The organism is Paenibacillus sp. J31R109 (genome assembly GCF_059692055.1).
On record NZ_JCAUAR010000003.1, the window covers coordinates 515,353 to 528,872 of the forward strand.

General features: G+C 45.2%; 15 protein-coding genes and 1 other annotated feature (1 of these 16 running past the window's edge). Of the genes, 1 reads left to right on the forward strand and 14 read right to left on the reverse strand.

The features are described 5' to 3' along the window. Window positions 1-52: a sequence feature (ribosomal protein L21 leader region), on the reverse strand (it extends 37 nt beyond the left edge of the window). Between the two features lie 54 nt (window positions 53-106). The 13 genes from AC58QT_RS12150 to AC58QT_RS12210 all read right to left on the reverse strand — a co-directional run bounded on the left by AC58QT_RS12150 (window position 107) and on the right by AC58QT_RS12210 (window position 10,706). Continuing rightward, window positions 107-1,270, reverse strand: coding sequence for an Rne/Rng family ribonuclease (locus AC58QT_RS12150; RefSeq protein ID WP_497409195.1), 1,164 nt, complete (start codon window positions 1,268-1,270; stop codon window positions 107-109). A 23-nt stretch (window positions 1,271-1,293) separates the two neighbouring features. Beyond that, a complete protein-coding gene (locus AC58QT_RS12155) occupies window positions 1,294-2,169 on the reverse strand; it encodes a M50 family metallopeptidase (protein ID WP_497409196.1) in 876 nt (291 codons plus the stop codon). Then, on the reverse strand, window positions 2,162-3,058 hold the full coding sequence (locus tag AC58QT_RS12160; RefSeq protein ID WP_497409197.1) for a peptidoglycan DD-metalloendopeptidase family protein: 897 nt from the start codon (window positions 3,056-3,058) through the stop codon (window positions 2,162-2,164). Before AC58QT_RS12160 ends, AC58QT_RS12155 begins: the two co-directional genes overlap by 8 nt. A gap of 158 nt (window positions 3,059-3,216) precedes the next feature. Continuing rightward, window positions 3,217-4,365 (reverse strand): FtsW/RodA/SpoVE family cell cycle protein, encoded by a 1,149-nt coding sequence (locus tag AC58QT_RS12165; protein ID WP_497409198.1) that lies wholly within the window; start codon window positions 4,363-4,365, stop codon window positions 3,217-3,219. Between the two features lie 7 nt (window positions 4,366-4,372). After that, window positions 4,373-5,167 carry a septum site-determining protein MinD gene (gene minD / locus AC58QT_RS12170; protein WP_497409199.1) on the reverse strand — a complete coding sequence of 265 codons (795 nt, stop codon included), beginning with the start codon at window positions 5,165-5,167 and terminating at the stop codon, window positions 4,373-4,375. Window positions 5,168-5,209: 42 nt separating this feature from the next. Further along, a complete protein-coding gene (gene minC / locus AC58QT_RS12175; RefSeq protein WP_497409200.1) occupies window positions 5,210-5,869 on the reverse strand; it encodes a septum site-determining protein MinC in 660 nt (219 codons plus the stop codon). Window positions 5,870-5,941: 72 nt separating this feature from the next. Beyond that, the gene (gene mreD, locus AC58QT_RS12180) at window positions 5,942-6,469 is read right to left on the reverse strand and encodes a rod shape-determining protein MreD (RefSeq protein ID WP_497285553.1); all 528 of its coding nucleotides are present in this window, start codon (window positions 6,467-6,469) and stop codon (window positions 5,942-5,944) included. Between the two features lie 14 nt (window positions 6,470-6,483). Continuing rightward, the gene (mreC, locus tag AC58QT_RS12185) at window positions 6,484-7,347 is read right to left on the reverse strand and encodes a rod shape-determining protein MreC (RefSeq protein WP_497409201.1); all 864 of its coding nucleotides are present in this window, start codon (window positions 7,345-7,347) and stop codon (window positions 6,484-6,486) included. Window positions 7,348-7,368: 21 nt separating this feature from the next. Then, window positions 7,369-8,403: a rod shape-determining protein gene (locus tag AC58QT_RS12190; protein WP_497409202.1), complete on the reverse strand. Its 1,035-nt coding sequence runs from the start codon at window positions 8,401-8,403 to the stop codon at window positions 7,369-7,371. Between the two features lie 36 nt (window positions 8,404-8,439). Beyond that, complete coding sequence (gene radC, locus AC58QT_RS12195; protein WP_497409203.1) at window positions 8,440-9,129, reverse strand: RadC family protein; 690 nt, start codon at window positions 9,127-9,129, stop codon at window positions 8,440-8,442. Window positions 9,130-9,240: 111 nt separating this feature from the next. After that, complete coding sequence (locus AC58QT_RS12200) at window positions 9,241-9,690, reverse strand: RrF2 family transcriptional regulator (protein ID WP_310501486.1); 450 nt, start codon at window positions 9,688-9,690, stop codon at window positions 9,241-9,243. Between the two features lie 121 nt (window positions 9,691-9,811). Next, window positions 9,812-10,414, reverse strand: coding sequence for a Maf family protein (locus tag AC58QT_RS12205; RefSeq protein WP_497409322.1), 603 nt, complete (start codon window positions 10,412-10,414; stop codon window positions 9,812-9,814). Between the two features lie 49 nt (window positions 10,415-10,463). Further along, window positions 10,464-10,706, reverse strand: coding sequence for a DUF4321 domain-containing protein (locus tag AC58QT_RS12210; protein WP_310501484.1), 243 nt, complete (start codon window positions 10,704-10,706; stop codon window positions 10,464-10,466). A 152-nt stretch (window positions 10,707-10,858) separates the two neighbouring features. Between AC58QT_RS12210 and AC58QT_RS12215 the strand changes: the two genes are divergently transcribed. Further along, entirely contained in the window at window positions 10,859-12,094 is a 1,236-nt protein-coding gene (locus AC58QT_RS12215) for an N-acetylmuramoyl-L-alanine amidase (protein ID WP_497409204.1), read from the forward strand. 53 nt (window positions 12,095-12,147) lie between these two features. On the opposite strand, the gene AC58QT_RS12220 is transcribed toward AC58QT_RS12215, so the two are convergent. After that, on the reverse strand, window positions 12,148-13,485 hold the full coding sequence (locus tag AC58QT_RS12220) for an SPOR domain-containing protein (protein ID WP_497409205.1): 1,338 nt from the start codon (window positions 13,483-13,485) through the stop codon (window positions 12,148-12,150). Window positions 13,486-13,520 lie beyond the last annotated feature (35 nt).

Consider the following 13,520-nt stretch of genomic DNA (forward strand, 5'->3'; position numbering starts at 1 on the left):
AGAATAGATCTTGTCTCGTACTTCGACCTGTTTCGTGCGGTTACAGCATGCCTAAACAACACACTCCGAGTATTATATCACAGATATAATTTCATATGCAAACCTTTTATTTGCGTTTGCGAGTCATTTCGAGCAATCCTAACTTCGTCCAACCGACAATTGTCGTCTTAGAACGGTCCTTGCGCACCGCTTCCGCCATGTTGGACATGACCTTAGCCCGGTTATCTTCTGCGTGCATATCAATAAAATCAACAATAATGATACCTCTTAGATTACGAAGACGTAACAGTCTAGGAATTTCAACAGCTGCTTCCCGATTAATATCCGTTACGGTTTGTTCTAAATCAATAGATCCCGTATATCGTCCCGTATTGACATCAATGACCGTAAGCGCCTCAGTTTGATCGATAATTAAATACCCGCCGCTAGGCAGCCAAATTTTACGACGAAAGCTCTGATTTAACTCTTCTGTAACACCGAAATGATCGAACATCGGTGTTCTGCGATCGTAGAAAGCAACGCGGCCTCGCCAGCTCGGTTGCTGCTTACGCAGTAAGTTTCTCATCTCTTCAAAGACTTTGTTGTTGCTCATCCATACTTCTTGAACCTCATCAGAGATCACATCTCGCGCAAGTTTGGGTAAGAGATCTAAATCTTGATACAGCTGAGCAGGGACATTTGTCTCATCCCGCTTCGCTAGAATGGTACTCCACACATCGCGCAAGTTTTGTAGATCATCGCGAATGGCTTCTTCACTTTGACCAATTGCCCCTGTACGAATAATAACACCTTCACCAGGCATGAGATTGCCTTCAGCAAGCTGCTTCAGACGCTGCCGCTCGGCTTCAATGTCAATTTTACGTGATATTGCAATATAATCAGCATCTGGCATATAAACAATCCAACGACCCGGAATGGAAACGTGTGTAGTCACTCTTGCCCCTTTAGTTCCTTGTGGATCCTTGCTCACTTGAACCATCAACATTTGCCCAACTTCAGCAATATCCGTTATGGATGGCTTAATCTTAGGCTGCTTGTCCAAATGAACGGGGAGGAGATCGTCTATATAAAGAAAGGCATTCTTCGCAAGTCCAATATCGACGAATGCCGCTTGCATACCAGGAAGTACGTTCACGATGCGGCCCATGTAGATGCTGCCTGCCCGTTGAGTTTCAAGCGGATACTGCGTATCATACTCCACAAGTCGTCCATCTTCTAGCAATGCCGCTTGTGTAAGCTCGGGTGCGCAGTGAATTATCAGTTGCTTCATACACGTTCACCTCAACAGTTATTTTACATGAAAAGATCGGAAACTGCACTCCCCGGTTTTTTTCCATCTAAATAACCGCCGACGATCTGCTGCTCGGGTAACACGGCTTGAATGCGTCCTGCTTCGTTCATTACATAAATTAAGTGATACCGTTCTCGCATAAAAAGCTTCAACGTCTCTGCCATCGTAAGCTGCTTCGTTATCACGATAGGCTGCGCTCTCGTACCTCGACTAAGCAACTGCCCTACACGCAATCCGCGCCCCATGAGAAAGCGCACAAAATGATACGGTATTTGCCGATAAGCGTACCAATTGGACACGAGAAGGAATAAACCAATGACAAGGATGTTAATCGGCAGCTGGCCCTGTATGAGCTGAACAATAGCTATAACAATGATCGAGCAACTAATCGTCATACTGATCCACACCGAATAGACAATCGTGTTATGGTACGACATGATATAGCCTAACAAACCTTGCATCACTTTCCCGCCATCGAGTGGCATCACGGGTATCAGATTGAATAGACCGATCATGAGATTGGCTTCAATGAAGTAGTCCCACCAATGACTACTTCCAATGTCAAATGATTTCATCACGATTGCGATTAAAATCATCCACACATGCTGTAGAGGTCCAGCAATAGCGACGATTAATTCCTCGCGTGTAGACGTACTTCCTAGCTCATCCACGATCAAAACACCACCGAAGGGAAGAAGCTGGACTTCTTGAACCCTCCATCCGAAACCTTTTGCCGCGGTTAAATGGCCGAGCTCATGAATGAGTACGATACCGAATAAGGTGATCGCTTCTAGAAAATACCCTGTAAGCGCACAGCCAATCATAATTAACGTGAATAATGGATGAAAGCGATATTTCGTCCCTGCCCATTTAATCAAAGGTAATCACTTCCGCCGGATTAATCGTCACGCCCTCTTTCATGACAGAAAAATATAGGGTTCCCTTAGCTGGATCTTTGGCAGAAGCCTTGCCTATCGGTTCCCCGACCTTCATCCAATCCCCTACAGTTACTGAAGTCTGACTTAGTCCCCCATATAAGGACTCCAGTCCTCCCGGATGACGAATCATGATCGTCAGTCCTGTATCCGCCGCATTCCCTGCGAAAATGACCTGTCCTGTATCCATCGCATAGACTGGCGCAAACTCCGCGGTATTTATATGCACGCCTTTATGAAGTGTCCCGTCGAATCTAATCATGACCGTACCTTTGGCTGGTGCAAATAAGGTGCGATTCGATGTACTTACGATAACAGCTTCATTGCCTGCTCGGTTAAAGCTCGGAATAAAGGAAGGTGCTCCTCCGAACTTATCCGAATACCAAGCAGAAAATGCCGTAAAGTCATAGGACTGTGTCAGAGCTGCCGTTATAAATAGCTTTCCTTGATTCGCCCAAGGCTTGTCTATCTGAAATAAACCATAGACTGAAACAAATATCACGCCGCTGATAAGCAGCTTCATTGCGATCCTCCGAGCTGATGGCGGTGTGAACAAATTTCGTTCAGCGTCATCATTTGCCGTATCCATCATTAGCTTCTGTCTCCATGCGTATTCGGGGTCCTCCATCCTCCGTTTCCATTCTGAATCCACATAAAGCGGTACATCGCCCCTCTGATGTGAGGGATGTGGGGGTTGTGGAGGCAACAGGAAATCAGCCGACGGAGAGGATCTCAGCGAACTGCCATTTCCACTTGATACTTCTGACGACGATTCTCGCAAATGGCGAAGTCGTTCTAATCGGCGCTGCTTGACTTTATCTTTTATAACCATAGAATCCCCTCCTTATAAACATACATTAGTACAGCCTATGAGCAGAGGGACAAGATTATGTGATCCGTACAGCACTTCGTTTGTCTTGCGCCATAAACAAAAAAGCCCGCAGCCCCCACAGGGTCACGGACTTCTCAAGCAAAGGGTCATTTCAACCATTAAAACAATTCTGGCGCACGTTCTTGATGCAGCTTCACACTCATAACAAGGCCTAGTGAGAGCATGTTGATCAATAATGAGGTACCGCCATAACTCACGAATGGAAGTGTAATACCGGTCAATGGCATGATTCCAATCATCATACCGACGTTTTCAAATATTTGAAAGACGAACATGGACACGACCCCAACAACAATATAGGCGCCAGCAAGTTGAGAGCTTTGAATCGAAATCAAGATCATGCGGTAGATAAGCAAGAAATAAATAAGCAACAGTACCGCTGAACCGCGGAAACCGAACTCTTCTCCAACAACGACGAAAATCGAATCCGAATAGGCGAAGGGAATAAAGTTACTATGCACTGAAGTTCCCTTTAGGAAGCCTTCACCTTCCAGGCCACCAGATCCAATAGCTCTTACCGCATTGCGCACCTGATAATTATCATCATCAGACACTTCCGTTGGATATAGGAACGTATCAATCCGATCCATCCAGTGACTAAACCCGTAGCCCTTGAGCATCTCAAACAAAGCATCATGAAAATGTTTATATAGGGTTAGCGTGAGAAAGCCTACACCGACTACTATTACAACGCTTATCAAGACCTGCGAATATTTGATATTTCCTATCCAGAGCATCCCGAGCAAAATAATGATAAAAATAATCGCATTCCCGAGATCCGGCTGAATGAGCACAAGAGCAAATGGCACGAATACAGCTAACCCTACAGGGATAATATCATTCTTAACAAGCAGCAGATCCCCACCGCGTTTGGCTAAAAGCGCCGTAATACAAATAATGAGAATGAGTTTGACGAGCTCAGCAGGTTGGAATGTCAAACCGCCAGGCAGTTCAAACCAGCCGCGCGCACCGTGGATTTTTTTACCGAAGAAATATACAGCAATCAGAGAGATAATGCCAATCCCATACAAGTACGGTGCTATTCGAATAAGTACGCGGTAATCGAATAAACTACAAGCGAGAAATGCCACTAATCCTACTGCGTATAAGACTAAAATCTTCGTAATGCTGATGTTAATCGTCGGATGATCAATCGATGAACTATAGACCATCATCGTGCTTATCACCATGAAGGCAAATAGAATGACAACAATTGGAATATCAATGTTTTTCAGCTTGGCAAACACAGAACAATCATCCTATTCCAATAAACTTTTTCATTCGTTTTACCCAACCGGTTTTGTCCTCTAGCTGCATTAGCGGAACGGTATCGCCGACAATACGTCTAGCAATATTCCGATACGCGATCGCTGCCCGCGATGAAGGATTCATCACTGTTGGTTCTCCTATATTAGCTGCCTTAATGACATGCTCATCATCCGGCACAATCCCTAACAAATCTATAGCAAGCACAGAGCAAATTTCATCGATATCCAGCATTTCACCTTTTTTCACCATTTGCGGGCGTATGCGATTAATGACAAGCTTCGGTGAAGATATTTTCTCATTCTCCAAAAGACCAATAATGCGATCCGCATCGCGAACAGCCGCATTCTCAGGTGTTGTGACAACGATTGCTTTATCCGCGCCAGCAACCGCATTCTTAAAGCCCTGCTCAATCCCTGCTGGACAGTCAATGATCACATATTCGAAATCATTTTTGAGCTCTAAAATAATGGTCTTTACCTGTTCCGGAGATACCGCATGCTTGTCTTTCGTTTGAGCGGCCGGCAATAAATACAACTCGTCAAATCGCTTATCTTTAATTAAAGCCTGCGGTAATCGGCAACGACCTTCCGCAACGTCCACAAGATCATAGATAATCCGATTTTCTAATCCCATGACAACATCCAGATTACGCAACCCAATATCCGTATCAACCAAGCATACTTTCTTCCCCAGAAGTGCAAGTGCAGTTCCCAAGTTAGCGGAAGTCGTCGTTTTACCAACGCCACCTTTACCAGAGGTGACAACGATAGCCTCTCCCATATTCCTCACCCCAGACACAATTTTTTCTACATGTTGAAAATGTTATTTGATCGGAGCCTCCGGCCAAATCCGATGAAGCTGATGCAGCTTATCAATTTCCATTTTACCATCTTTGACATACGCAAATTCCATGAAAGCCTCGTCGATTCCCCACTCATCTGGCGAACGGCTAATCACTCCGGCAATACGTAACTGCGTAGGACGCATATGAGAGGCAGCAATGATTGCCGTCTCATCCCCTTCTGACCCCGCGTGAGCCATACCGCGAAGTGAACCCATTATGTAAATGTTCCCTGTAGATGTGATAATTCCACCAGGGTTAACATCACCTAAATAAAGTAAATCACCTTCATTGTGAAGGGTTTGTCCCGAACGAATCATACCTCTTAGCGTGGTCATGGTAACCTTGGGCTCGGGTGGAATCTCCACCTTAGGCGGTTCACTCTCGATGGATTGAATTAAGAGATTTCCTTTTTGCTTAATAACAGCTCGAATCTCTTCTTTCTGCTCATCGGTGGCCTCGCGATTGCCCAGTTTGACATTCACGTGAATAATAGGACCCGTTAATATTTGTTGATGCGTTTTCTCAAGCTTATGTTGCAGCTCTTGCAACAGCTCTTGCCAATCGCATGCGTCATTTAGTAAAAATACAAGGCCATCTTTGACCCCTTTTATCATCACATGGTGCTTCGCTACAGACATAATGGCATGACGACCTCCCAACCTATACATTTCGGCCCCTGTTCTAAATTCTCCTGCTTCTCATCTGGAAAATTAATCTTCCTTTGCAGAAGCTGCAAGTCGCTTGCCTTCAAGCAGTTTGCGGATGGGAACGTAGCAAATTAAGGCTGCAAGTAAATTGAAAAGAACACTTGGGAGCATGTAATGGGTGAGAGCAAAATTCAAATCGATAGCAATCAGTTTGAATAGACGATTGATCCCATAGTTGAGAAACTCAAATATTAACAAACCTAAGCTCGTAATCAGCAAATTGTAAAAAATCAGATTAGGCTGTTTACGCTGCGCAAGCCCAGCCAAATAACCTACAAGCCCCATGCTGAACGAATAAACGCCTAACATCGCACCATAGTAGGTGAAATCGTGCAATAATCCAAACAACAATCCATAAACTAATGCCGCATGGCGATGATGAAAAAGTCCAATAAACATGATAAATACCAAGGTTAAGTGCGGTGTTACTACGACAATCGATTGCCACGAAGACGGCAGCAGCCATACGACTAAACTTCCTTGAAGAATAAACAAACCGAGAAGGATGAGCCATAAAACATGTCTATTCATTTTGTCGGCTCACCTCATTTCACTTCCGGAACTTCAACGACGAACACTTCACGGATGCGGTTAAAGGAGGCTTTTGGCTTCACCATTACTTTGTAAGTAATGCCGAACTCCCCAGGTCCAATCGAAGAGATTGTTCCTACTTCTATCCCCTTAGGAAACACCTGTCCTAATCCAGAAGTAATAATCGTATCGCCAACCTTCATGTCATCTGCATGTTCAACCTTATTCATCACTAGCTCGCCTACTTTGGGATCATACGATTCAATCATCCCAAAGGGCTGGGTCTCATTCCCCTTAACCGTAACGGCAATTGCTTTCGAGTTGTTATCCGTATCATTCGTCTCAGACAGCAACTGCACATTGGAGTGGAAGCCGAATACTTTGCTCACTCTTCCTACTAAGCCGTCCACTGTCATGACCGCCATATTCTCCTTGATCCCATCTTTATCACCCAAATTAATTGTTACGGTACTGTTGTATGGGTCTGGGTCAATCGTGACCACTTCTGCGATCCGATATGTATAGTTGTTGGCTTGTCGTTGGCGTTCCGTGAAGCCAAGCGATTCCATCAGACGTTTGTTTTGCGACTCTAGCTCATTCAATCGCTGTGTATCTCGTGCATACTGCGTAAGGGTCAGCTTTAATGTCTTGTTTTCTTCATAAATGACTCGCAGATGTCTGATGTCTTCGAAGAAGCCCGCTACCTGCGCAGCGGGCTTGTACAAGAGTCCTTGCGTCCAAGATACGGAGTCTTTGACAAATTTCTCGGGCCAAGTCATTGGCCCTCGATTTCCAAGTGTTAGTCCCATTAAGATAAAGAAACAGACTAAACCGGACATAAGAAAAATAAGTCGTTTATTACCCATGAATTTAAACAAATTAGCACCTTCTAACGAATATTAACCCTTGTATCTCGAACCAGATCCTGATTTATTTTTGAATAAATGAATATTCTCTAGGGCACGTCCCGTTCCGATTGCTACACAATCCAACGGATTTTCGGCAACCATGACCGGCATCCCCGTTTCTTTTGCTAGAAGTCGATCCAGATTACGAAGTAATCCGCCGCCGCCAGTTAACACAATCCCGCGGTCCATAATATCCGCCGACAGCTCTGGTGGACATTTCTCCAGCGTAACCTTCACCGCATCCACAATTGCACTTACCGTATCTGACAATGATTCTTTAATTTCGACAGATGTAACACTGATCGTTTTGGGTAAACCGCTAACAAGATCACGACCGCGAATTTCCAACGATTCCGACTTATCTGTGTTAAGTGCAGAACCAATTTCGATCTTCAACGTTTCTGCTGTACGCTCCCCGATCATGAGATTATACGTACGTTTAATATATTGAATAATAGCTTCATCCATTTCGTCACCAGCGATACGAATCGATCGGCTAGTTACAATACCGCCAAGGGAGATAACAGCCACTTCCGTCGTACCTCCGCCAATATCGACAACCATACTCCCCGTTGGCTCCCATACAGGAAGATCCGCACCAATCGCAGCAGCGAACGGCTCCTCAATCGTATAAGCCTCTCTTGCCCCTGCTTGCTTGGTTGCATCTTCAACGGCACGCTTCTCGACAGCTGTAATCCCAGAAGGCACACACACCATCACATTCGGATGACGAGGAAATAACCATCGCTGCTTCTGCGCTTGTCGAATAAAGTAGCGAATCATCGTTGCTGTTGTGTCGAAATCGGCAATCACACCATCTTTCATCGGACGAACAGCCCGGATGTTCCCAGGTGTACGACCAATCATCTTTTTAGCGGATTCGCCTACAGCTTCAATTGTTTTTGTATCGGTACGCAGGGCGACCACGGAGGGTTCCCTAACGATAATTCCTCTGCCTTTCACATAAACCAACGTATTCGCAGTACCCAAATCAATTCCCAGATCTTTCGTAAAACCACCAAACATACTAACGGCTCCTTTCCTGTTGCGTGTTCTATTATATTACATAAAGCCTTGTTCCTTCAAACTTATAAATCTCTGATCTCCAATGATAACATGATCCAACACTTCAATACCAATTATTGTACCAGCTTCTACTAATCGACTTGTCAAACTAATATCTTCCGGACTTGGTGTGGGATCGCCACTTGGATGATTATGTACACAAATGATGGAGGCACTGCTTCGTTTAATAGCGGCACGGAAAACTTCTCTTGGGTGAACAATAGACGCATTCAAGCTGCCCATTGATAAGGTTTCTTGTGCAATGACATGATTTTTGGTATTCAAAAACAAACAGACGAAATGCTCCTTCTGTAAATAGCGAAGCTCCTCGCTCATGAGATCGGCAATATCTTTGGGAGAACGAATCGTGATCCGCTCCTCGTAAGAACTCTTAGCCAGCCTGCGACCTAGCTCAATGCCCGCAAGAATTTGAAGCGCCTTCGCATCTCCAATCCCCTTGATTTGCTTGAGCTGGTCCCTGCTCATATCAACAAGGTTGCGCAGCCCGCGGCTTTCACTAAGAATCCGGCTTGCCAAATGGATCGCCGATTCCGATACGGTTCCTGTCCTTAATAAGATAGCCAGCAGTTCGGCATGACTTAACGCCCCCGCTCCTAATTGTAGCATTCGTTCCCGCGGTCTTTCATCGTTCGGAATTTCTCGTAGCATCAAGCTTGAACTTTCCATGTTTTCCCCTCTTCCGTAGTGTAGGTTATGTTACTTATTGCGATCCCATGCATACAGATACAAGCCCCTAAAAACAACATAAAACCCCCGGATTATAAGATCCGAGGGCTTCTAGGATAGAGATTCTGTATTCAATTGCGGACATTCTAATGCCCTTATTTGTTCAAGCATGCTGCCGATTGTATGACCTTCAAAGTAATTTTCCATTTGCTTCTCAGCATCAATAAAAACCTTACCCATCAATCTATCCATTTTAGATGAAATCATACAAGGTTTCGACTCATCACCAGAGCACCAACTAGGCTTCAAAGTACCTTGGCAAGTTAATCGATAGATCTCCCCAAGTGTGACTTCCTCAGGCTTACAGCTTAGTATAAAACCGCCACCGATGCCTTCCTTCGTTGACACATACCCTGCTTTTCGAAGAAACCCCATGACTTTACGAATCCGTGCAGAATGTGTAGATACATTCGCTGCAATTTCTTCGCTAGTTGCCATATGGTCCGGTAAATGAGCTAACAGAACGAGACTGTGGACGGCAATTGTAAATTCGCTGTTCATGAAAGGTACCTCCCAGAAGAATGCGAAGTCTTGTCGCTTACTGTCATTGTAACCGTTACAGATTGCTCAGTCAATCTTATTACCCTATTTTGGACTAGAATGGATAGGTCTGGAAATGAGGCTATAGCACTTGAATGTCAAACGTTAGCAATAAATCACTCAGCAGCGAAAGCGGCAGTCCTACTACCGTGAAATAATCCCCTTCGATCCCACTGATGATCGTTGCCCCAATCCCTTGAATGGCATATGAGCCTGCTTTATCTTTGGGTTCTCCCGTAGCAATATACCGCAGGATTTGTTCATCAGACATCGGCTTCATCACTACATTCGTCACGCTATGTGAGACTACTTGGCGGCCTGTAGCAGCATCCACGCAGGCAACACCACTATACACCTGGTGCGTATTTCCTTGCAGTTCCTTCAGCATGCGAAAAGCATCTTGTTCATTCACCGGCTTGCCGAGAATCTCCTCGTTATACACGACAACGGTGTCAGAACCGATGATAATGCCGAACTTCTCTTGATCTTCCAACATATCCCGTACTGTCGCGGCTTTACGCAAAGAAAGCAGCTCTACGAGCTCCGATGGTGTTATTTTTTGTTCGACGGTCTCATCCGCGTCACTCACCCGAATTATATAAGGTAGTCCGAACGATTGGATAAGCTCCTGCCTCCGCGGTGACGAAGAAGCGAGAATAAGTCTTTGGTTTTCATTCGATGGCACTGGCACGATCAACAACTCCTAAATTAAATTCTACGCGTTACGTTTCTCACTACAGTTTCCGATAAAGGAGATATGCTCCTACTAATCCTATAATACTGCATAGGTTTAGCTTCACCAAAAGGCTGAATTCATATTTCACTACTTGTAGATCTGCTTTGGGTTCCCAAGAAATTTGAACTGATTTAGTTAGAAATGCGAGAGCAGGAACGGGCGCCAGCAGCTGGCCGATAATAATCCCAGTAATTAACCCGACGATTAAAAAAATGATTAAGGTAAATGTATTTTTTTTCATTCCTGTCATCCTCTCTATGTATGTACAAGCCTATTATACGAGGAATCACCTCTTTTTTCCATGTCAAATAACCAACCCTATTAGAACTTTATGGGAATTGAAAACGGATAGATTCTAATGTGGTAAACTAGTTACCGGAGGTAAATTCAACTATGACTCTACTGAAAAGACTTATTCTGTTCACTTTATTACTCACCGTCGCGTTTCCCTATCAGGCATTCGCTTACAAGATTGTGCTTGATCCTGGGCATGGTGGAAGTGATCCTGGCGCCATAGGCGTTGGCGGTCTCCGTGAAACAGATGTCAATCTGGACATCACGTTAAAAGTAAAGCAAGCACTGCTTGATCGCGGTTATGAAGTTGTCTTAACAAGAACCAACGACACCTTTCTCTCGCTTGCACAGCGGGTTGCCTTCACGGACGAACAGCAAGCTGACTTATTCGTATCTATTCATGCTAATGCACATTCAAGCAGCAAAGCGAACGGCACCATGGTACTCTATTATGACAACGCGTACCCACAAGAAGATTACCCAGCTAGCAGCACAATGACGCAACTAACGCCTTACAGTAAAAAATTGGCACAGCTTGTACAGGATGCTTTACTTGCCCAAGCCGGCACGAAAGACTTAGGACTAACCCCAAGTGCTGTCTACGTGGCCCGTATGGGAACGATTCCGAGTATACTCGTAGAGACTGCCTTTCTTACGAATAAAGGCGATGCAGCCTTGCTAGCTAGTGATGCAATGCGTTCAAAGATGGCGATTGGCATCGCCAATGGAATCAGTGCCTATGAGCCGCCACTCTTCACAGATGTGCTTGCTCATTGGTCTAGAGCCGCCGTTCTTCGAATGAAGAATAAAGGTATCGTCGAAGGTATGGGGAACAACTATGAACCCGATCGCGCACTAACGAGAGCGGAGTTTCTCACGCTGATGGACCGCGTATTTACATTCAGCAAGCTGCCCAACGTCTGCAGCACGAACGGAAGTGTGACTTCCAATGTTTATGGCTGCGGAACTGGAGCAACGAAAAGCTATTCCGATTTATCGGCTTCCCACTGGGCAAGTGCTGTTTTCGCCAAAGCCGCGAAATTAAACTTACTCCAAGGCTATGCCGATGGGACGATACGTCCGAATCAAGCGATAACACGCGGAGAAGTTGCTTTCTTATTCAATCAACTTTTGCAGATGATAACACCTTCCTCTCCATCCACGTATACAGCAGCGTTCGATGATGTGCCCAAATCACTGTGGAGCGCTTCTGCCATCATCACATTGAAAGATAAAGGCATTATCAATGGTATCTCTGACACATCATTTAAACCTGATCAAACGATGACTAGAGCAGAGATTGCTGCCCTGCTTGATCGCTATATCACTAAATAACAAGAAAGCCGTGTAACCCACTCAGGAACGAGTTAGGTTATACGGCTTTTCTTTTAGACAACGCTGATTGTCTTAAGCAGCTCTTTTTGAGCAATGATGTACTGCATCATGGCGGATTGTGCTTGCCACATTAAGGCTTGTGACGGCGTTTTTTTGTATTCATCCATCGATTGAACAGCACGATTGACCGCAGTTGTCATCTTCGCTAACGACTGTTTAACATCTTCGCCTGCGCCTTCAGTCAGCCCTGTACCCAGCGTGATGAGGGCTTGATGCGAAGTCCGAATCGTCTGTAAGGAGGCATCCGTAAGTGCCGTAGGCTTCGTCTCGGCCAAATGAACGAGTGTCAATCCACTTATCGTATTTACGAGTTTATCGCCTTCTGCCAGGTAAGTAGGCAGCGTCGCTGCCTTCGCTCCAGACCACCGTATGCTCGTTACCGCTGGGAGATCCACATTTTTCATAAAAACTTCGATCGTTTTATCCGTCGCCTGCACGCCTTGTCTCAAGGCAATGGCATCGTCTTTCGTCTTTGCAAACCCCACAAACACAGTAAGTTTATCGGAATTATCCATCGCAGAAGCAAGCCCCTTCTTACTAAGGGAATCCTGAACAGCTTGAGCGCCCTGCAAGGAGCTAAACACCCCGTTTTGCAAGAAGGTATAGGACTTAGCAGGAATTTGCACAGGAGTGACTGCTGCTGATGTAGCAGGAAGTACGGCGGTATCCCCTTGTGGTTTGGTGGTGGTTGCGCCTACTTGTGTATTCGGTGAAGGAACGGTTATTTTAGAAGGATTCGATGTAGCTAAACTCGTCGTCGTATCAGGGTCAGATGAGAACATCGATAGTACGAAGAAGCCGAATGCGATGCCCGTAACAACAGCACCAGCAACAGATGTTGCAATACGCATCCATGGTGTGCTTGACGATGATTTCGCATAGCGCGTTTCTGCCCCAGACTCTATGTAAGGCTCCTTGCCTGACCAGTTAGACCATTCATCCCGAGGTTTCACAGGTTCTGGTTCTCGCTCATTACGGACGACTGAAGGGATTGGAGCATTCTGTTGCTGCTCGCGAGATATTTGCGTTTCACGAATGATTCGTTCTACACGTTCTCCCTCCGATTCGATCTGGCTATGCCAGTTTCCGAAATCCGTAGTAAATGTATTCAGTGCATGAGGTTCAAATAACGATTCCACTTGCTCTCGTTCTGCTTGCTCATAGGGCGTCACGTCCTTCGGACTACGATCTATCTTCGCCTCTACTACTTTGTATTCTTCTTGATAGAGAGGAATTACATTCTGCTCTTGTTCATGAACCCTCTCAACTCTACGTGTTGATTCTGCGCCTTCCTTAGGGTCAAATCGATATGTGATTCTAGCTTTTTTCATTCTCTTCCCACACTCCTCATCAAAAGTATGCCCCG

What these genes read in the sequence shown, in the direction of transcription:
- AC58QT_RS12200 (WP_310501486.1), bottom strand. Translation starts at nt 9,690, where the DNA reads ATGAACAGCGAATTTACAATTGCCGTCCACAGTCTCGTTCTGTTAGCT.
- minD (WP_497409199.1), bottom strand. Translation starts at nt 5,167, where the DNA reads ATGGGAGAGGCTATCGTTGTCACCTCTGGTAAAGGTGGCGTTGGTAAA.
- radC (WP_497409203.1), bottom strand. Translation starts at nt 9,129, where the DNA reads ATGGAAAGTTCAAGCTTGATGCTACGAGAAATTCCGAACGATGAAAGA.
- AC58QT_RS12210 (WP_310501484.1), bottom strand. Translation starts at nt 10,706, where the DNA reads ATGAAAAAAAATACATTTACCTTAATCATTTTTTTAATCGTCGGGTTA.
- AC58QT_RS12190 (WP_497409202.1), bottom strand. Translation starts at nt 8,403, where the DNA reads ATGTTTGGTGGTTTTACGAAAGATCTGGGAATTGATTTGGGTACTGCG.
- AC58QT_RS12220 (WP_497409205.1), bottom strand. Translation starts at nt 13,485, where the DNA reads ATGAAAAAAGCTAGAATCACATATCGATTTGACCCTAAGGAAGGCGCA.
- AC58QT_RS12150 (WP_497409195.1), bottom strand. Translation starts at nt 1,270, where the DNA reads ATGAAGCAACTGATAATTCACTGCGCACCCGAGCTTACACAAGCGGCA.
- mreD (WP_497285553.1), bottom strand. Translation starts at nt 6,469, where the DNA reads ATGAATAGACATGTTTTATGGCTCATCCTTCTCGGTTTGTTTATTCTT.
- AC58QT_RS12215 (WP_497409204.1), top strand. Translation starts at nt 10,859, where the DNA reads ATGACTCTACTGAAAAGACTTATTCTGTTCACTTTATTACTCACCGTC.
- minC (WP_497409200.1), bottom strand. Translation starts at nt 5,869, where the DNA reads ATGTCTGTAGCGAAGCACCATGTGATGATAAAAGGGGTCAAAGATGGC.
- AC58QT_RS12160 (WP_497409197.1), bottom strand. Translation starts at nt 3,058, where the DNA reads ATGGTTATAAAAGATAAAGTCAAGCAGCGCCGATTAGAACGACTTCGC.